The 18981-nt window shown below is 59.4% G+C and carries 18 protein-coding genes; 8 read left to right on the top strand and 10 right to left on the bottom strand.

What is annotated here, in order from left to right:
* The first annotated feature begins 97 nt into the window (after positions 1 to 97).
* Both aroQ and JFU37_RS16205 read left to right on the top strand, forming a co-directional pair.
* Positions 98 to 538 (top strand): type II 3-dehydroquinate dehydratase, encoded by a 441-nt coding sequence (gene aroQ, locus JFU37_RS16210; protein WP_201116226.1) that lies wholly within the window; start codon positions 98 to 100, stop codon positions 536 to 538.
* A gap of 5 nt (positions 539 to 543) precedes the next feature.
* Entirely contained in the window at positions 544 to 1398 is an 855-nt protein-coding gene (locus JFU37_RS16205) for a shikimate dehydrogenase (RefSeq protein WP_201116224.1), read from the top strand.
* An 89-nt stretch (positions 1399 to 1487) separates the two neighbouring features.
* On the opposite strand, the gene JFU37_RS16200 is transcribed toward JFU37_RS16205, so the two are convergent.
* Together JFU37_RS16200 and quiC are read right to left on the bottom strand one after the other, a co-directional pair.
* Positions 1488 to 2165, bottom strand: coding sequence for a TetR family transcriptional regulator (locus tag JFU37_RS16200; protein ID WP_201116222.1), 678 nt, complete (start codon positions 2163 to 2165; stop codon positions 1488 to 1490).
* Positions 2166 to 2267: 102 nt separating this feature from the next.
* On the bottom strand, positions 2268 to 4169 hold the full coding sequence (gene quiC / locus JFU37_RS16195; protein WP_201116221.1) for a 3-dehydroshikimate dehydratase QuiC: 1902 nt from the start codon (positions 4167 to 4169) through the stop codon (positions 2268 to 2270).
* A 608-nt stretch (positions 4170 to 4777) separates the two neighbouring features.
* On the opposite strand from quiC, the gene JFU37_RS16190 reads away from it, so the two are divergent.
* Positions 4778 to 6115: an MFS transporter gene (locus JFU37_RS16190; protein ID WP_201116219.1), complete on the top strand. Its 1338-nt coding sequence runs from the start codon at positions 4778 to 4780 to the stop codon at positions 6113 to 6115.
* A gap of 128 nt (positions 6116 to 6243) precedes the next feature.
* Here JFU37_RS16190 and JFU37_RS16185 read toward each other — a convergent pair whose 3' ends face one another.
* The gene (locus JFU37_RS16185) at positions 6244 to 7122 is read right to left on the bottom strand and encodes a DMT family transporter (RefSeq protein ID WP_201116217.1); all 879 of its coding nucleotides are present in this window, start codon (positions 7120 to 7122) and stop codon (positions 6244 to 6246) included.
* A 343-nt stretch (positions 7123 to 7465) separates the two neighbouring features.
* Positions 7466 to 8242 carry an IclR family transcriptional regulator gene (locus JFU37_RS16180; protein WP_201116215.1) on the bottom strand — a complete coding sequence of 259 codons (777 nt, stop codon included), beginning with the start codon at positions 8240 to 8242 and terminating at the stop codon, positions 7466 to 7468.
* 296 nt (positions 8243 to 8538) lie between these two features.
* On the opposite strand from JFU37_RS16180, the gene ypfJ reads away from it, so the two are divergent.
* Positions 8539 to 9432: a KPN_02809 family neutral zinc metallopeptidase gene (ypfJ, locus tag JFU37_RS16175; RefSeq protein ID WP_201116213.1), complete on the top strand. Its 894-nt coding sequence runs from the start codon at positions 8539 to 8541 to the stop codon at positions 9430 to 9432.
* Positions 9433 to 10392 carry an alpha/beta hydrolase gene (locus JFU37_RS16170; RefSeq protein WP_201116210.1) on the top strand — a complete coding sequence of 320 codons (960 nt, stop codon included), beginning with the start codon at positions 9433 to 9435 and terminating at the stop codon, positions 10390 to 10392. It abuts the gene before it with no gap.
* Between the two features lie 140 nt (positions 10393 to 10532).
* On the opposite strand, the gene JFU37_RS16165 is transcribed toward JFU37_RS16170, so the two are convergent.
* The 3 genes from JFU37_RS16165 to JFU37_RS16155 form a co-directional block, all read right to left on the bottom strand.
* Positions 10533 to 11126, bottom strand: a complete 594-nt coding sequence (locus JFU37_RS16165; protein WP_201116208.1) for an HAD family hydrolase — start codon at positions 11124 to 11126, stop codon at positions 10533 to 10535.
* A complete protein-coding gene (gene tesB / locus JFU37_RS16160) occupies positions 11123 to 11992 on the bottom strand; it encodes an acyl-CoA thioesterase II (RefSeq protein ID WP_201116206.1) in 870 nt (289 codons plus the stop codon). The genes JFU37_RS16165 and tesB overlap by 4 nt, the downstream gene beginning before the upstream one ends.
* A gap of 108 nt (positions 11993 to 12100) precedes the next feature.
* Positions 12101 to 12670 (bottom strand): GNAT family N-acetyltransferase, encoded by a 570-nt coding sequence (locus JFU37_RS16155; RefSeq protein WP_201116203.1) that lies wholly within the window; start codon positions 12668 to 12670, stop codon positions 12101 to 12103.
* Between the two features lie 74 nt (positions 12671 to 12744).
* On the opposite strand from JFU37_RS16155, the gene JFU37_RS16150 reads away from it, so the two are divergent.
* Both JFU37_RS16150 and JFU37_RS16145 read left to right on the top strand, forming a co-directional pair.
* Positions 12745 to 13665 carry a histone deacetylase family protein gene (locus JFU37_RS16150; RefSeq protein ID WP_201116201.1) on the top strand — a complete coding sequence of 307 codons (921 nt, stop codon included), beginning with the start codon at positions 12745 to 12747 and terminating at the stop codon, positions 13663 to 13665.
* Between the two features lie 278 nt (positions 13666 to 13943).
* Positions 13944 to 15182: a TIGR03862 family flavoprotein gene (locus tag JFU37_RS16145; protein WP_201116198.1), complete on the top strand. Its 1239-nt coding sequence runs from the start codon at positions 13944 to 13946 to the stop codon at positions 15180 to 15182.
* A gap of 124 nt (positions 15183 to 15306) precedes the next feature.
* Here the strand turns inward: JFU37_RS16145 and JFU37_RS16140 are convergent, their stop codons facing one another.
* Together JFU37_RS16140 and yedA are read right to left on the bottom strand one after the other, a co-directional pair.
* Positions 15307 to 16641, bottom strand: a complete 1335-nt coding sequence (locus JFU37_RS16140; protein ID WP_201116196.1) for a DEAD/DEAH box helicase — start codon at positions 16639 to 16641, stop codon at positions 15307 to 15309.
* 65 nt (positions 16642 to 16706) lie between these two features.
* A complete protein-coding gene (yedA, locus tag JFU37_RS16135) occupies positions 16707 to 17633 on the bottom strand; it encodes a drug/metabolite exporter YedA (RefSeq protein WP_201116193.1) in 927 nt (308 codons plus the stop codon).
* A 162-nt stretch (positions 17634 to 17795) separates the two neighbouring features.
* On the opposite strand from yedA, the gene JFU37_RS16130 reads away from it, so the two are divergent.
* Positions 17796 to 18242: an Lrp/AsnC family transcriptional regulator gene (locus JFU37_RS16130; protein WP_201116191.1), complete on the top strand. Its 447-nt coding sequence runs from the start codon at positions 17796 to 17798 to the stop codon at positions 18240 to 18242.
* A 109-nt stretch (positions 18243 to 18351) separates the two neighbouring features.
* Here the strand turns inward: JFU37_RS16130 and JFU37_RS16125 are convergent, their stop codons facing one another.
* Positions 18352 to 18963 carry a 3'-5' exonuclease gene (locus JFU37_RS16125; protein ID WP_201116189.1) on the bottom strand — a complete coding sequence of 204 codons (612 nt, stop codon included), beginning with the start codon at positions 18961 to 18963 and terminating at the stop codon, positions 18352 to 18354.
* Positions 18964 to 18981 lie beyond the last annotated feature (18 nt).

The following is an 18981-nucleotide window of genomic DNA, read 5'->3' as shown; positions in this document are numbered from 1 at the left end:
TGTCTCTTTAATTGACCAAACTAACTAGCTAGTACAATTTATCTCCACAAGCCGATTCCCCGGCCAATGCCAAAAATAATAAGTGGAGAGACCCCCGATGAACCCTATCGTTCTGGTGCTCAACGGCCCGAACCTGAACCTGCTCGGCACCCGTGAACCGGCCACTTACGGCCATGAAACCCTGGCGGATATCTCAGCCTTGTGCGGACGAGCCGCCGAAGAGTTCGGCCTGGCGGTTGAGTTTCGCCAGACCAACCATGAAGGCGAATTGCTCGACTGGATTCACGCGGCCCGAGGCCGTTGCGCCGGGATTGTCATCAACCCGGCCGCCTGGACCCATACCTCGGTCGCGATCCGCGATGCCCTCGTCGCCAGCGAACTGCCAGTGATCGAAGTTCACCTGTCCAACGTCCACGCCCGTGAGCCCTTCCGCCACCACTCCTTCGTATCGGCCATCGCCACCGCGGTCATGGCCGGTTTCGGCAGCCATGGCTATCGCCTCGCGCTGGAGCACTTCAGCCAACGTCTGAAAGGGTGAGCACTGTGACTCCGAACAACGTGGTACTGGCCGGCCTGATCGGCGCCGGCATCCAGGCTTCCCGCACCCCGGCGCTGCATGAGCATGAAGGCGATGCCCAGGGGTTGCGTTACCTCTATCGCCTGATCGACCTCGATCAGTTGCAACTCGACAGCGGCGCGTTGCCTGACCTGTTGGTGGCGGCCGAGCGCATGAACTTCACCGGGCTGAACATCACCTTCCCGTGCAAGCAGACGATCATCCCGCTGCTCGACGAATTGTCGCCGGAAGCCCAAGGCATTGGCGCGGTGAACACCGTCGTGCTCAAGGATGGCAAGCGCATCGGCCACAACACCGATTGCCTGGGGTTTGCCGAAGGTTTTCGGCGTGGCTTGCAGGGCGTTGCCGTCAAGAGTGTCGTCCAGATGGGCGCCGGGGGCGCAGGCGCGGCAGTGGCCCACGCGCTATTGAGCGAAGGCGTACAACGGCTGAGCATTTTCGACGTGGAAATCAGCCGCGCCCAACGCCTGGCGGACAACCTCAATCAATATTTCGGCGCCGGTCGAGCGATGGCCGGACATGATCTGTCGAGTACGCTGGCACAGGCCGACGGTCTGGTGAACACCACGCCTATGGGCATGAAAAAGTTGCCGGGTATGCCGGTGCCGGCGGAGCTGCTTCGGGCCGAGTTGTGGGTGGCTGAGATCGTTTATTTTCCGCTGGAAACCGAGCTGCTGCGCAACGCCCGGGCTTTGGGATGCCGGACGCTGGATGGCGGCAGTATGGCGGTGTTTCAGGCCGTGAAGGCGTTTGAGTTGTTCAGCAGCGTGGTGCCCGATGCGCAGCGGATGCTGGCGCATTTTCAGAGCATGAAGGGCTGAAGATCAAAAGATCGCAGCCTGCGGCAGCTCCTACATTGGAACGCATATCCCTGTAGGAGCTGCCGCAGGCTGCGATCTTTTAAAATCTATCAGGCCTGCAAATACCGCAACACCGACTCGCAGACCATCTCCCGATGGCGTTGCTTGACGCTTTCTTCCGACAAGTCGATCTGAAAAATCTCACCAAGGGTATGGCGGTTCGACACGCGATAGAAGCAAAACGAAGTGATCAGCAAGTGCACGTCCAGCGGGTTGATGTCACTACGGAACAATCCCTCTTCGGCACCACGCTGCAAAATCACGCCCAGTGAATCGAGCACCGTAGTGTTCATCGCCTTGATCGCATCGGAGCGTTTTACATACTCGGCGTTGTGAATGTTCTCGATGCTGACGATGCGCACGAAATCCACGTTTCGATCATGGTGATCAAAGGTGAACTCCACCAACCGTCGAATGGCGTCCAGCGGCGCCAACTCGGCCAGGTGCAACCGGTTTTCCGTGCTGCGGATATCCCCGTAGAGTTTCTCCAGCACCTCGACGTAGAGCTGTTCCTTACTGCCGAAGTAGTAATAGATCATGCGCTTGGAGGTGTGGATGCGCTCGGCGATGGCATCGACGCGAGCGCCGGAAAGCCCTTGCTGAACGAACTCGACAATGGCCTCTTGAAGGATGTTCTCGCGGGTTTTTTCCGGGTTGTTCTTGCGACTCTTGCGCGGCTCGACGATAGGTTCGTCGGGGGCTACAGAGCGTTCTGAAGTGATTGTCATTGCGGGCTCACGGCCATTACTGCACAGGCTGGCGATTATGGGCCGCGCCGCACACTGAAGGAAGTCGTGCGGCAACGGTTTAACCCCGCGCTTACGAATTTCCTACAACTTTGCCTGACGGACGGCGCCACTGCGGGATTTGGCCATGGCGGCGAGTCGCACCGCCACGTTGGCCGCGCCGTAACCGGCATAACCATTCTTGCGCTGGATAATTTCAAAGAAGAACCGCCCTTCAAACGGCTCGGTGTAAACGTGAAACAGTTCGCCGCCCTGAGCATCGCGGTCATAAAGAACGTTGAAATAGGCCAGTTCGCTGAGGAACTCGTCGTCGAAATCGAACCGCGCCGCCAAGTCATCGTAGTAATTGAGCGGGATGTCCAGCAGTGGCACACCCGTCTCCTTGGCCCGGCTGACTTCGGCAAAGATGTCGTCGCAATCAAAGGCAATGTGGTGCACGCCGGAGCCGCGATAACTCGACAGCGCGTGAGAGATGGCGGTGTTGCGGTTCTCGGAAATGTTCAACGGCAAGCGGATCGAACTGTCGCGACTGCGCAGCGCCCGGCTCTTCACCAGGCCATAGGGATCGGGCAACACCACTTCGTCGTCGGCTTCGAAATCCAGCAGGCTCTTATAAAACAGCACCCAACTGTCGAGGCTGTCGGCCGGCAATGCCATGGCCATGTGGTCAATGCGTTTAAGCCCGCCACTGGCCGTTGCCGTCGATAGCAAATTGAAATCGGTGCCGTAGACATCGGCGTCCTGGTCCACCAGGTAAATCAAGCTGCCGTCGGGTGCACGCACCGCCGCCAGTTCCAGTTCATTGGGGCCAACCAGTCCGCGATAAGGCTGCCCTTTGTAGGCCACAGCCCGCGCTAGCGCACTGGCGCTGTCCTTGACCCGCACAGCGGTGGCGCACAGCGATGGGCCGTGAGCCTCAAAAAAACTGTGCGCGAAAGAGTAAGGTTCGGAGTTGAGAATCAGGTTGATATCGCCCTGACGCAGCAGGCTGACACTCTTGGAACGGTGCTGACCGGCCTTGACGAAACCCAGTCGCTCCAGCCAATGGGAGAGCTTGGCGCCAAGGCTTTCGTCCACGGCGAACTCAAGAAACTCGATGCCGTTGTACTCGCTGGCCTTGGGCGTCTCGAACAAAATATCGAGCGGGGCCGTTGGTTTGGCTTCCTGCGCCAGACGCTCACGGGTTTTCTCTTCCAGGTACAGCAACGAACGCAAACCGTCGGCGGCATTGGCCCGTGGCGGCGCTGCGCGAAAGCCGTCGTTAAAGATTTCCAGCGACAACGGCCCGGTGTAACCGCTCTTGATGATCGGTGCGAGGAACCCCGGCAAATCGAATTCACCCTGGCCCGGGAAGCAGCGGAAATGCCGACTCCATTCCAGCACGTCCATGGCCAGGATCGGTGCGTCGGCCATTTGCACGAAGAAGATCTTTTCGCCGGGAATCTCGGCGATAGCGCTTGGGTCACCCTTGAGCGACAGCGTGTGAAAACTGTCCAGCAACACGCCGAGGCTTGGATGGTCAGCCTGTCGAACGATGTTCCACACCTGCTGATAAGTGTTCACGTGCCGCCCCCAGGCCAGCGCTTCATAGCCGATTCGCAGGCCACGAGCCCCGGCCCGTTCGGCCAGCAGACGCAAATCATCGACGAGGATCTGTTCATCACCGACCGAATCGGCGGAGGCGTTGCTGCACACCAGCACCAGGTCCGTGCCCAGTTCCTGCATCAGGTCGAACTTGCGCTCGGCCCGCTCCAGGTTGCGCGGCAGACGATCACGGCGGCAACCTTCAAAGTCACGGAACGGTTGAAACAGCGTGATGGCGATCCCGAGATCGGCACACATCTGTTTAATTTCCCGCGGACTGCCGTCGTAGTAGAGAAGGTCGTTTTCGAAAATCTCCACGCCATCAAAACCGGCAGCGGCAATGGCTTCGAGTTTTTCCGGCAGGGTGCCGCTCAAGGAAACGGTGGCAATGGAACGTTGCATATTTCGACTCCCGGTGGGGGGGACAATCTTGTTTTCGACATCGCACGCTTTTATGTAGGAGCTGCCGCAGGCTGCGATCTTTTGATCTTTGCAATGATCAAAATCAAAAGATCGCAGCCTGCGGCAGCTCCTACAGGGGTCGCGTTTTATCATGGGGTAAATTATTGGCTGAGCGATCCCGCACAGCAATTCAAAGTGTACTACCCAGTTAGTTTTACGTGCGATTATCGAACACAATGGCCTTTGGCGAATTGACGATTTTTCGTCCACTGCGCAACATCAACCTCACATTGGTTCCGGTCATCAATCACCGGCATCAGTCACCCAAGACCCAGAACACCACATAAAAATTTCAAAAAACGGGTACACGCTCATGCGCTCATTCAACGCCTTGCTCCCTCGCTACACGCCTCACACGCCCTGCCCGGCGTCCATCCGAACGTCTCGCGCCTCTGGCCGAACCGTGCCGCTCGCTGAATAACGCGTTGTCGTCTGCTGACGAAAACTCCTCAGCCGATCAATCCTTGCGTGCAGACCGCCGCCGATTGATTAAGCGCCCTTGAAGTCCCGACGAGCTTTGCTTGTCAGTCATTGAACGGATGGCACACATGATTCCTTCTCAAAGCTCTCGCATAGCTCCGGCCATGGGCGTCGCCACAGGCGGCATCGGCGACAAGATCCGCGGCGCCATGGCCGTCGGCAAAACCCGTTGGGGCATGCTGGCGCTGGTGTTTTTCGCCACCACCCTGAACTACATCGACCGCGCCGCACTGGGCGTCATGCAGCCCGTCCTCGCCAAAGAAATGAGCTGGACGGCGATGGACTACGCCAACATCAACTTCTGGTTTCAGGTCGGCTATGCCATCGGTTTCGTGCTGCAAGGCCGGCTGATTGACCGGGTCGGCGTGAAACGCGTGTTCTTCTGCGCGGTATTGCTCTGGAGCATCGCCACCGGTGCTCACGGCCTGGCCACTTCGGCGGTCGGCTTTATGGTCTGTCGGTTCATTCTCGGCTTGACCGAAGCCGCCAACTACCCGGCCTGCGTAAAAACCACCCGTGTGTGGTTTCCGGCCGGCGAGCGCGCCGTGGCCACCGGCATCTTCAACGCCGGGACCAACGTCGGCGCGATGTTTACCCCCATGCTGCTGCCGCTGATCCTTCACGTCTGGGGCTGGCAGGGCGCGTTCCTGTGCATGTCGGCATTGGGCGGGATCTGGCTGCTGTTCTGGGGTTTGAAGTACTTCAACCCGGAAGATCACCCAAGCGTTAAACAATCGGAACTGGACTACATCCAGAACGAAGTCGAACCGGAACAAACCCGCGTACCGTTCTCGAAGATCCTGCGCATGCGTGGCACGTGGGCCTTCGCCCTCGCCTACTCGATGACGGCGCCGGTGTTCTGGTTCTACCTGTATTGGCTGCCGCCGTTCCTCAATCAGCAATACAGCCTGGGCATCAACGTGACCCAGATGGGGATCCCGCTGATCATCATCTACATGACGGCGGACTTCGGCAGCGTCGGTGGCGGCATCCTGTCCTCGTTCCTGATCGGCCGCGGGATCAACCCGATCAAGGCGCGACTGATGTCCATGTTCCTGTTTGCCTGCTGCATCGTCGGCGTGATCATGGCGGCCGGCTCGAGCAGTCTGTGGGTAGCGGTGTTTGCCATTTCCCTGGCCATCGGTGCGCACCAGGCCTGGACCGCCAACATCTGGAGCCTGGTGATGGACTACACGCCTAAACACATGATGAGCACGGTGTTCGGCTTTGGCGGCATGTGCGCGGCCATTGGCGGCATGTTCATGACCCAGTTGGTCGGCCACATTCTGACCATCACCAACAACAACTACACCGTGCTGTTCACCCTGATTCCGGCGATGTACTTCATCGCGCTGATCTGGATGTACTTCATGGCGCCGCGCAAGATTCCGACCGTCATCGAGTAAAGCCCCGATGCAATCCCCTGTGGGAGCGAGCCTGCTCGCGATAGCGGACTGACAGTCAACACAGTCGTTGATTGACACACCGCCATCGCGAGCAGGCTCGCTCCCACAGGTCTTTCACCGCTGACCTTCTATCGGCGACTCTGCTGCCATGCCGCCGCCAGGCCGCTGCAGCAAATCACCGCGATCCCGAGCACCGTGGTCAGGGTGGGTGTGTGGGAAAACAGTAACCAGCCCAGCAGCCCCGCAAACACAATCTGGCAATAACTGAAGGGCGCCAGCAATGCCGGCGCCGCATGGCGGAAGGCTTGCGTCAGAAACAGATGCGCAGTCATCCCGCACGACCCCAGCGCCAGCATCATCAGGCCATGCCCCAGGCTCGGCAGCTGCCAGAAGAACGGCACCAGCGCACTCATCACCAAGGTGTTGCACAACCCGGCGAAAAAGTTGCTGGTGGTCGGGCTATCGATTTCGCTGAGCTTGCGGGTGAGCAACTGATAGAAGCAGAAAAACAGAGCCGAGCAGAGCGGCAACAACACCGCTGGCGTGAACAGATCGCCACCGGGATGGACAATGATCAACACCCCGATAAATCCACAGATCACCGCGATCCATTGGCCTCGGGTGACGTGTTCACCGAGCAGCGGCACCGACAATGCGGTGACCAGCACCGGAGCCAGGAAGTTGACCGATGTCGCCTCGGCCAACGGAATGAACATCAGGCCCGTGGTGAAGAACAGACTGGTACCGAGCAGGCACAACGCCCGCACCAGCTGAAGCAACGGTCGTTTGGTCCGCAGGACATTTAACCCGGATTGAGGCAGGAAAATCCCGGCCATCAGTAAGGTATGGACCACATAACGGGCCCAGACCACCATGACGATCGGGTAGAAGCCCGAGAGGTATTTCGACAAGGCGTCATGGCTGGAAAACAGAAAAGTCGCGACAACGATCAGCAAAATCCCCTTGAAGGGTTGGTTGACACCGGAGAGCGGGGTGCTGATGGTCATGGGTTGTCCTTGTTTTGCATCAAAATTCAAAAGCTTCGCGGGCAAGCCTTGCTTCTGCAGGTCATAAAGTGCCCGACGTCGCATAAGGTGGTAATGCTGCTAGCGCATGTTTCCACCACCGACCCGGACAATTCCAAGGGCTGAGTTCAAGGCGCGATCCTTTTGTGATTTTTGGCGGAAGGGTGAACTCCAACAATTTAGAATCTGGTTCCAGATTTTTACACACGCAAACCGAAAAAGTGTGCGAACAGCGCACAAGATCCAAAAATCAAAAGATCGCAGCCTTCGGCAGCTCCTACACAAACCCTGTAGGAGCTGCCGAAGGCTGCGATCTTTTTGAACGTTAGCCGAACAATTCAGAAGCCAGACTTGCTGCCGACAGCTCCTCGGTAAATTTCAACAACAGCGGCGCCAACTCATGCAGCCGCGCCCCCGGCATCCGAGCACTGGGCCCGGCAATGCTGAGCACGCCGATCACCCGGCCATCGCTCGGATGCCGCACCACCGCCGCAATCGCCGACGTTCCCACCGCCGAACTCTCCTCCACCCAGGCATAGCCCTGCTCACGCGCCATGCGCAGGCGTTCGAGCAATTCAATATTGGAGCGTGGTGCATTCGGCCCCAAATCCTTCGGCCGGTCACCACCCTGCCGCTCCACCAGCGACAAGGCTTCGGCATCGCTCATGCACGCCAGCCACGCATGGCCGGAGGCGGTGTAAAACAGCGGTGCGTCGCGGCCCATGTCCGGGTCGTAACGCAGCCCGGAACGGGCGCCCTGAGACTTGGCGATCCAGGTCTGCCGCTCGCCTTCGATCACCCCCAGACGCACCAGCTCACCGGTTTCCTGAGCCAACCGGTCGAGCACCGGCTGAACAATATCCGCGCCGCTGCTCGACAAGTAGCGAAAACCCATCGCGACCAATTTGGTCGACAAGTGATAGCGCAAGTTCTCCGGATTCTGCCGCACGTAGCCCAACCGAATCAGTTCGGCGAGCAAGCGATGGGTCGCGCTTTTAGGGATATCCAGTTGCTCCGCCAACGTCTGCATCGGCAGTCCGCGCGAGTCACTGGTGAGGCTTTCCAACACGCTGAAAACACGTTCGATCTGACTGCCGGCCATGGAAGATTCCACACAGAGTTTGTCCGATTCTAGAAGACAACTGGCCGAATGCGAAATCTGGAACTGGGATACGTTCGACCAGTAACGGCCGAGGCAGGCGTCCGCCCGCTCGATAAAAACCCATCGCCTGATGGAATTCGATGGGCTATCCATGTTCCTACTGTCTGCACTGTTCCTGGCGACCACTAACGGTTGCCGGGAATGCTGCCGTGCGTGGAAAAAGCCGGACGACCGGACTGGCGCCGCTCCTACACACCAGCAACACTCATCCCCACGGATAAACAGAGGATTCCCGCATGCTATGGAAAAAAGGCCGACGCAGCGACAACGTGGTCGATGCACGTGGTGATGATGTCGGCGGCGGTGGTGGCGGGATGCGCTTCGGTGGCGGCAAGGGCTTGAGCCTGACGGCGATTCTCTTGATTGTCGGGATCGGCTGGATCACCGGCCAGGACCCGATGCAGATCCTCGGACAGCTGACCGGGCAGATGACCGAACAATCGGCACCGGCCAGCAACCAGACCCGTAAGGCGCCGCCGGCCAATGATGAAGGCGCCGAGTTCGTGCGTTCGATCCTCGGCGATACCGAGGACACCTGGGGTCAGATTTTCCAACAGGCCGGTCGGCAGTATAAGAATCCGACCCTGGTGCTGTTCAGCAACCGGATCAATTCGGCCTGCGGCCTGGCGACATCGGCGACCGGCCCGTTTTATTGCCCGGCAGACCAGAAGGTCTACCTGGACATGGCGTTCTTCCAGGAAATGTCCCAACGCTTTTCCGCCGCGGGTGATTTCGCGCAGGCCTACGTGATCGCTCACGAAGTCGGACACCATGTTCAGACCTTGCTCGGTGTTTCAGCGAAAATTCAGACGGCTCGCCAACAAGGTCGGCAAATGGAAGGCGACGGCGGTTTGCTGGTGCGCCAGGAATTGCAGGCCGATTGTCTGGCCGGGGTCTGGGCCAACAATGCACAGAAACGCCTGAACTGGCTGGAACCGGGTGACGTCGAAGAAGCCCTGAACGCCGCCAACGCCATCGGCGACGATCGTTTGCAGCAGCAAGGTCAGGGTCGCGTGGTGCCGGACTCGTTTACACATGGAACGTCGGCGCAAAGGGTGCGCTGGTTCAAAACCGGATTTGCGCAAGGCCAGGTTGGTCAGTGCGATACCTTTGCCGCGAAAAACCTATAAATGAATAAGTGGCTGTTGACGTTGCTGATCGCCTGCGCAAGCACCCAGGCTGCCGAGCACGGGGTCAAGGAGGTCAGCCCTGGGCGACTGCTGTTGAAAGAAGGTGAGATGGCTGTGGGCATCGGCCCGGCGCCGGCGAAAATCCAACGCGTACTGATCATCATCCACGGTCGGCTGCGCAATGCTGAAACTTACCGCCAGAGCGCCGAACGCGCGGCCGAACAGGCCGGACAAAGCGCGACCACCTTGGTGATTGCGCCGCAGTTCCTGAACGAAACCGACATCGCACTCCATCCCGTGGCCGACACAGTATTGCGCTGGCAGGGCAATGACTGGATGGCCGGCGGTTTATCCACAGGTCCGTTTCCTCTGAGTTCCTACGCGGCACTCGACGAAATCATCGCCCGAATCGGCGATCGCCGACAGTTTCCGGACGTGAAGGAAATTGTCATCGCCGGTCACTCTGGCGGCGCTCAGGTGGTTCAGCGTTATGCGGTGTTGAGCCAGGATGTGCCGGAACTCCAAGAGGCCGGCGTGCAGGTACGTTTTGTGATTGCTAACCCGTCGTCCTATGCGTATTTCGATGAGCGGCGGCCCGTGGCGTTCAAGCACGCGGCGTGTCCCGATTTCAATCGCTGGAAGTACGGCCTGTCGGATTTGCCTGCCTATGCCGAAGGGCAAACGCCTGCGCAGCTGGAGGAAAAATACGTCAAACGTGACGTCGTTTATCTGCTGGGCCAGCAGGACATCAACCCCAATCATCCGGCGCTGGATAAAGGCTGCGAGGCAGAGGCCCAGGGTGCGTATCGATTGATTCGTGGGCGCAATTATTTTAATTATTTAAAGCGCAGCCATCCTCAAGGATTGAGTCAGCAGCTGATCGAAGTGCCCGGGGTTGGGCATGATGGAGATGGGATGTTTAATTCACCTGAGGGGCAGAAGGTTTTGTTCGGTCAGTAAGTTTTTGTGGTGTTTGGCAGTGCCCCTTCGCGAGCAGGCTCGCTCCCACATTGGTTCTCTATGGAATACAAATTTTGTGTTCACTGAAGATCAACTGTGGGAGCGAGCCGGCTCCGGGCGGCGATCCAACGATGGGGCCCTCAAGCCGACAACATTTCCCGCAACGCCACACAATCCGCCGCATGCCAATCGGTCAACTCCGGCCAGGGATTATCCGGCAGATTAACCAGCACCGTCCGCGCCCCCGCTGCCCGTCCGCAATCCAGATCAAACCGGTAATCACCGACCATCACCAGCTCACTCGCGGGCACCTTCCAGGCTTCGGCCAATTTCAGCAAACCACCCGGATGCGGTTTAGGCGGCGCTTCATCACGACCCAGCACATCCTCCACCGCGAAGCAGTCGGCCAAGCCAATCGCCTCCAACGTGACGTGCGCCAGCTCGCGAGCATTGCGCGTCAAAATGCCCAGACGATAGCCGCGCCCGGCTAACTCCCGCACCAACTCCACCGCACCCGGCGCCGGTTTCGAACCCAGGGCCAAATCACGTTCGTGCTCCAGCAACCACGCATGTTTCGCAGCGGCTTCATCAGCCGGCAACGTGGCGAGGTGGGTCAGGATGTCGTGTTCGGCCGGGATCGCCAAGGCCACGCGAATCGCCGCGAAGTCATGCACGGCCACCGTGAGGGTGCCGTCCATGTCGAACACCCAGTGCCGCACCTCAGCCAGGCTCATGCCCAATCCTTGCGATAACGAATCAGGCCTTCCTGAGTGACCGACGCTACCAATTGCCCGGCGCGGTTGAACACGCTGCCCCGGGTGAATCCGCGAGAATTGCCGGCCCACGGGCTGTCCATCGCGTAGAGCAACCAATCATCGGCGCGCAGGTCCGCGTGGAACCACAGCGCGTGATCGAGGCTGGCGACCTGCATGTCTTTCTGCCAGACCGATTTGCCATGCGGCTGCATCGACGTGGTCAGCAGACCGAAGTCCGAGGCGTAAGCCAACAGGTATTTGTGCAGCGCCGGGGAGTCGGCCAGGGCACCGTCGGCGCGAAACCAGACGTACTTGATCGGATCGGACGGCTGCGGGTTGTAGGGATCTTTCTCGGTAATCGGCCGGAATTCGATGGGCTTGGGGCACAGCAGTTTTTCGCGCATGTGCTCAGGAATCAGATGCGCGCGTTGCTGGGCAAGTTCCAGTTCCGATGGCAGGTTTTCCGGGCCGACCACAATCGGCATCTCTGCCTGGTGCTCGAAGCCTTTTTCGTCGTACTGGAACGAGGCGCTGCAGGTGAAAATCGGGTTGCCCTTCTGGATCGCCGTCACCCGGCGCGTGCTGAAACTGCCGCCGTCGCGCACCCGGTCAACCTGATACACCACGGGCAATGTGGAATCGCCCGGACGCAGGAAATAACCGTGCATCGAATGCACATGGCGCGCTTCTTCGACGGTCTGACTGGCCGCCGACAGGGACTGGCCGATCACCTGGCCGCCGAACAACTGACGAAAGCCCAAGTCTTGGCTGCGACCACGGAACAGGTTTTCTTCGATCGGTTCCAGGGTCAACAGCTCGACCAGATCATCCAACACTTGGCTCATTCAGACTCTCCTCACATAACGCAATGCCGCGCAGTCTTGGCTGCGGCGGTCGATTCAGTTTCCGGCCCGGGCGCCACTATGGGCGCCATTGTAAACGTCCGCGCCCGCTTATCCATGCAACGTTTGCAGCCATTGTTCACGGCTGATGCGATACAGCACATGGTGCCGCAGGGGATGATCGACTGCGAGCTTCGGGTGCTCAAAGTCATCGGCTGAATCATGGTGCATGCCAATCGCCTGCATGACTTTTTCAGAAGGGGTATTGGTCTGGGTGGTGAAGGACACGACCTCTTTCAGCGCCAAACGGTCAAACCCGCAGCGCAGAGCGGTCCAGGCTGCTTCACTGGCGTAACCCAGCCCCCAATGCTCGCGGGCCAGGCGCCAGCCAATCTCGACGGCCGGGGTGAAGGGCGCGTCGAAACCGACCACGCCGAGCCCGGTAAAACCGATAAAGTCGCCCGTGTCCTTGCGCTCCAGCGCCCAGAGGCCGAAACCGTGCTCGGCAAAATGGCCACGAATCCGCCCGATCAGCGAAGCGCTTTCCAGTCGACTCAAGGGCGCTGGAAAATATCGCATCACCTGTGGATCGGCGCACATCGCCGCAAATTCCGGCAAATCCTCATCGCGCCACTGCCGCAATAACAGTCGCGCGCTCTCGAGTTCCAGTATCGGCTCCATCGTGCCCTCCCCTTTCCATGCCGCAAGTCTACAACGCTGGTAGGATCCGTCTTTCATTCCTACATTAAATCGTCATGCCCCTGCCGCTGATATACCACGAAGACTACAGTCCCGAGTTCCCGGCGGATCACCGCTTCCCCATGGACAAGTTTCGCCTGCTGCGCGATCACCTGGTGGACAGCGGCCTGACCCGCGACGCCGACCTGCTGCGTCCGCAGCTCTGCCCCCCGGAGATTCTTGCCCTCGCACATGACGCTGCCTATATCGAACGTTACATGAGTGGCGAGTTGTCCCGCGAAGACCAACGTCGCCTGGGCTTGCCCTGGAGCGAGGCGTTGGCCCGTCGCACGGTGCGGGCGGTCGGCGGTTCGTTGCTGGCGGCCGAGCAAGCGCTGGAGCACGGGCTGGCCTGTCACCTGGCCGGCGGCACGCATCATGCGCACTACGACTATCCGGCGGGTTTTTGCATCTTTAACGACTTGGCGGTGATCAGCCATTTCCTGCTGGAAAGTGGCCGTGTGAATCGGGTGCTGATCTTCGATTGCGACGTGCACCAAGGCGACGGGACGGCTCGAATTCTGCACAACACCCCGGACGCAGTGACCGTTTCCCTGCATTGCGAAAAGAACTTTCCTGCACGCAAGGCCGAAAGTGACTGGGACATACCGTTGCCCAAGGGGATGGGTGATGCCGATTACCTCAAGGTCGTGGACGATGCGCTCAACTATTTGCTGCCACTCTATCAACCGGACCTGGTGCTGTATGACGCCGGCGTCGATGTGCACAAGGATGACGCGCTCGGTTATTTGAAGCTGACAGACGAAGGCGTAGCGGCCCGGGATGAAAGCGTGATGCGCCATTGCCTGGGGCGGGATATTCCGGTAGTCGGAGTGATTGGCGGCGGCTATAGCAAGGACCGCAAGGCCTTGGCCCGCCGTCATGGAATTCTGCATCACAGCGCGCAACGGGTCTGGCAGTCATCAGGTTGTCATTGAGCTGTGGATGCTTTACCCACAATGCCTGTGGAACTGCCTGTGGATAACCTGAGTGAAAGGGCCTACAGGCCATGCAGCCTATAGCCTGCAATGGGATGATTGTTTTTTGATCAACCATTTGAAACGACCTAGATCCAATAATGTAGGAGCGAGCTTGCTCGCGATGGTGTGTCTGCTACATGGGTGTCGACTGACACACCATCGCGAGCAAGCTCGCTCCTACAATGTTTCGGGCTGGTAGAATGCCCGGCTTATTCCGCCAAACCGCAGCGCACGCCATGACTCAGCCCTCCTCCCAAGCCCCTCACGTCGCAATCATCGGTGGCGGCCCTGCCGGTTTGATGGCGGCGGAAGTGCTGAGCCAGGCCGGGATCAACGTCGACCTGTACGACGGCATGCCTTCGGTGGGGCGAAAATTCCTGCTGGCCGGTGTCGGCGGCATGAACATCACCCATTCCGAAGCCTACCCGGCATTTCTCTCACGCTACGCCGAGCGGGCACCGCAGATAGCGCCACTGCTGCGGGGCTTTGGGGCTGACGCGTTGTGCCAATGGATTCATGACCTGGGTATCGAGACCTTTGTCGGCAGCTCCGGCCGGGTGTTTCCTACGGACATGAAGGCCGCCCCCCTGCTGCGTGCCTGGCTCAAACGGCTGCGTGACCGCGGCGTAGTTATCCACACCCGCCACCGCTGGATCGGTTGGGATGACCAGGGCGATTTACGTATCCACAGCCCTGAAGGCGAAAAAACCGTTAAATCTGATGCGACCTTGCTGGCCCTCGGCGGTGGCAGTTGGTCGCGGCTGGGTTCCGATGGCGCGTGGATGCTGCCACTGGAACAACGCGGTGTAGGACTGGCGCCGCTGCAGCCGAGCAATTGCGGTTTCGAGGTGCAGGCCTGGAGCGAGTTGATGGTCAGTAAATTCGCCGGCGCACCGCTGAAAAATATCGCCATTGGCCTCAACGACGACGTGCCACGGCTGGGCGAGTGTGTGATCACGGCCACCGGGATTGAAGGGAGTTTGATCTACGCGCTGTCGGCTCCGATCCGCGAAGCGATCAATCAACAGGGCTCGGCGACCCTTCACCTCGACCTGTTGCCGGGCCGGCCTGTGGATAAAGTTCAGGCGGCACTGAGCAAACCGCGCGGCTCGCGTTCCATGTCCAAACACCTGCACAGCCAGCTTGGACTCGACGGCGTGAAAGCGGCGCTGTTACGAGAACTGATACCGGTCGAGTGCTTTGCCGATGCGTCACTGCTGGCCAAAGCAATCAAGGCACTACCTCTGACGCTGGTAAAAACCCGTCCACTGGACGAAGCCATCAGCAGCGCCGGTGGCGTGATGTTCGAGTCGATGGATGAGCAATTGATGCTCAAGCAATTGCCGGGTGTGTTCTGCGCGGGGGAAATGCTGGATTGGGAAGCGCCCACGGGGGGCTATTTGCTGACGGCGTGTTTTGCCAGTGGGCGTGCGGCGGGGCTGGGGATGGTGGAGTGGTTGAAGCGCAAAGGTTGAAGACCGAGGTGCGCCCTTCGCGAGCAAGCCCGCTCCCACATTCGACCGAGTTCTTTCAGAAAGAATGCGATTAATGTGGGAGCGGGCTTGCTCGCGAAGGCGGCCTAACAGGCGCCGCCGCTAATCAAGGCTTACGCTTACGCGGCCCAGTATTAAACACCGGGACTTTTCGCACAGGCTTGATCGAAGGTTCCGGCGCCGAAGCATCCCCGCTCTCAACCCACTTGCCCAGGTTGCGTTTGCCGCCACCGGAGGTCTTTGGCTTCTTCGGTTTCTTCGGCTTCTTGATCACCTGACCGCTGGCATCGGTATCCGGCACGCGGTGCTCAGGTTCAAAGTCATGTTCCATCTGGCGAGGCAACGTCTGACGGGTCAACGTCTCAATGGCCGACAGCAGATTCACTTCATCAGCGCACACCAGCGAAATAGCCTGCCCGGTTGCACCCGCACGGCCGGTGCGACCGATGCGGTGGATGTAGTCCTCAGCCACGATTGGCAGGTCGAAATTGACCACCAACGGCAAATCTTCGATATCCAGACCACGGGCCGCGACGTCGGTGGCGACCAGAATCTGCACTTCGCTGGCTTTAAAACGGTCCAGAGCGCGTTGACGAGTGGCCTGAGGCTTGTCGCCATGGATGCCGTCGGCGTTGATGCCCAGGCCCTGGAGCTTTTCCACCAAGGCGTCCACGCCGTTGCGGGTCTTGGCGAACACCAGCACTTGTTTCCACTTGCCCTTGCGCAACAAATGGATGAACAGCTCCGGCTTGCGCTTCTTGTCGACCGTCACCACCCATTGTTTAACCGTGTTGGCAGCAACGTTGCGCGGGCTGACTTCGATGCTCAGCGGATCGTTGAGCATTTGCCCGGCCAAGGTACGGATCGCATCGGAGAAGGTCGCAGAGAACAACAGCGTCTGACGTTTCTTCGGCAGGGCCTTGTAAATGTTCCCCAGCTCCTCGGAAAAACCCAGGTCGAGCATGCGGTCCGCTTCGTCCAGCACCAGGGTTTGCAACTGGTTGAACTTGAGGGCGTTCTGACGGAACAGGTCGAGCAAACGGCCCGGCGTCGCCACCAGCAAGTCGACACCTTTGCGCAGCTTCATCATTTGCGGGTTGATGCTGACGCCGCCGTACACCGCATACGTGCTCAACGGCAGGTTCTCGGCGTATTGACGCACGGCTTCGTGAACCTGTTCGGCCAGCTCGCGGGTCGGCACCAGGATCAGCGCGCGCACCGAGTTGGCGGTGACTTTCGGCCCTTCCATGGCCAGCAATTGCAGCAGCGGCAGCGCGAAACCGGCGGTCTTGCCGGTGCCGGTCTGGGCGGCAGCCATCAGGTCGCGACCGGCCAGCACCGCCGGAATGGCTTGCGCCTGAACCGGCGTCGGGGTCTGGTAGCCGAGCGTCTCGAGAGAGCGCAGCAAGGGTTCGATCAGGCCAAGGGTGGCGAAAGTCATGGGATTACCGTAGGAAAATTCAGCGCGGTTGTGCAAAACGAGTGTGCAATGGCGCGCAGTTTACCCTAATTCACACGGGATTCAGTCGGCACCGCTACGGCGGCCTGAACAGGAGCCCGGCGCCACTGCGGCAACCCGATCAGCACCACGGCGCTGATGATCACCAGCATGGCCAGTGCTTCTTCGATACCGATGGTTTCGCCGACAAACACGATTCCCAGCAACACCGCCACCGCCGGGTTGACGTAGGCGTAACTGGTGGCCGCCGCCGGACGTACATTTTTCAACAGGTACATGTAGGCGTTGAACGCGATAATCGAACCGAAAAAAATCAGGTATGCCAACGCGGCCCAGCCTTCGATAGGCGGCAGGCTGTCCAGGTGTTCACCGCTGACCGCGCTGCCGATCAACAGCACCACGCCGCCCACCAGCATTTCCACGGCACTGGCCATTGCGCCTTGCGGTAACGGCAAGTGTTTACTCCACACCGACCCGAACGCCCAGGCCGCCGCCGCGAACACCAGCAACATAGCGCCCAGCGGACTCGACTGCAGGTTTGATCCGAGATTCAACATGGCAATACCGATCAACCCGAGCACAATCCCGGCCCATTCGAGACGGGTATTACGCGCGCCCCAGAAATAGCCGCAGAGCAAGGTAAACAGCGGCACCGTCGCCACCGCCAATGCAGCCACGCCCGAAGCCACGCCGGTGTGCTCAGCCACGCTGACCGCGCCGTTACCGCAACTGAGCAGCAAAATCCCGATGATCCCCGCCGCTTTCCACTGCGCCCAAGTCGGTGCCGGCGCCCCGCGCCAACGCAGGAAGGCGTACATCAATGAACCGGCAATCACAAACCGAATACCCCCGAGCAGCAACGGCGGCCAGTACTCGACGCCGATACGAATCACCAGGTAGGTCGAGCCCCAAATCACATACAAGGCGAAAAAGGCAGCGATCAACGGCAAGGGAAAGCGACGTAGGCCAGGCATGGGGCAGCTCGTAGGCAAGGCAAGTGAACAGCTATTCTAGAAAGGCCAACGGCGAAAAATAAGTTACAAAACCTGTTTAAAGCGCCGGTACACTTTTCAAAACACGGAGATCATAGCCATAAACCGTGTTTTCGAAAGCCATGTCATTTGAGGGTAGTCACGATGGATAAATACGACCGCATGCTTCTCAGCGCCCTTCTGGAAAACGGTCGTGCGTCCTACGCCGAACTGGCGCGCAAGGTGAACCTGTCCGCCCCGGCCGTCGCCGAGCGCGTGGCCAAACTCGAAGCCTGCGGAGTGATCACGGGTTACCAGGCGAAAGTCGACATGTCCAAGGTTGGCCTGCCGATCCAGTGCGTCATCGAGCTGCGCCTGAACCAGCATGGCAATCAAAAGGCCTACGACGACCTGATCAAAATCCCGCAACTGACCGAATGCCACCGGGTCACCGGGGATCCATGCGTGATCATGCAGGCGGCGGTGGGCTCGATGCCGGAGCTGGAAGAGCTGATCAACCGGATTGCCAAGTTTGGCTTCAGCAAGACGTCGATTGTGTTATCGAGCGCCATCGAGAAGCGCGTGCCGTTGGGGCAGCTGGAAGGGAAATAGATCAGATGTTGTAGGAGCGAGCTTGCTCGCGATGGTGTGTCCGCTACATTGATGTCGACTGATACACCATCGCGAGCAAGCTCGCTCCTACAAGGGATTTGCGGTGCTTTTAGAACCCGCGATGCCGTTTGAGATGCTCATTGATCTTCGCCGCCGGTACTTTCTGCAAGCTGCACAACAACTCATGCGACAACTCGCGCAACCCATGCTTGTGCCGCAGCTCCTGGGCCAGATGCGCCGTCAGGTTAGCGGCCATCTCGGCATCGGCCATGGCCCGGTGAGCCTGGCCGGTGTGGGGCAGTTTGGCGAACGTGGTGAGGGTGCCGAGTTTGTGGTTTGGTGCGGCGGGCATCAAACGGCGAGCGAGTAGCAGCGAGCAGGCAAAGTTCTGCAAACGGGTGCGTTTGATCAGCCCGAGTTCAAAGTCCCAGAACTTCTGGTCGAACGCGGCGTTGTGCGCCAGCAAAGGCGTGATGCCGACGAATTCGTTGACTTCGTTCATCACCTGTTCGGCCGATGGCGCGGTGCGCAACATGGCGTTGCTGATGCCGGTGAGTTGTTCGATGAACGCCGGGACGCGCACGCCCGCATTCATCAGGCTTTGGTAGCGATCGACGATGCGCCCCTGTTCGAGGATCACCACGGCAATTTCCGTGGCCCGGCAGCCAGTGCCCGGGGAGATCCCGGTGGTTTCAAAGTCGATGACTGCTATGCGTTCCAAACCTGTTTCAACTCCGTA

This window comes from Pseudomonas sp. TH41, from assembly GCF_016650695.1.
GTDB lineage: Bacteria > Pseudomonadota > Gammaproteobacteria > Pseudomonadales > Pseudomonadaceae > Aquipseudomonas.
The sequence above is the reverse complement of the archived record's forward strand: the minus strand, read 5'-3'. Positions and strand labels throughout refer to the sequence as shown.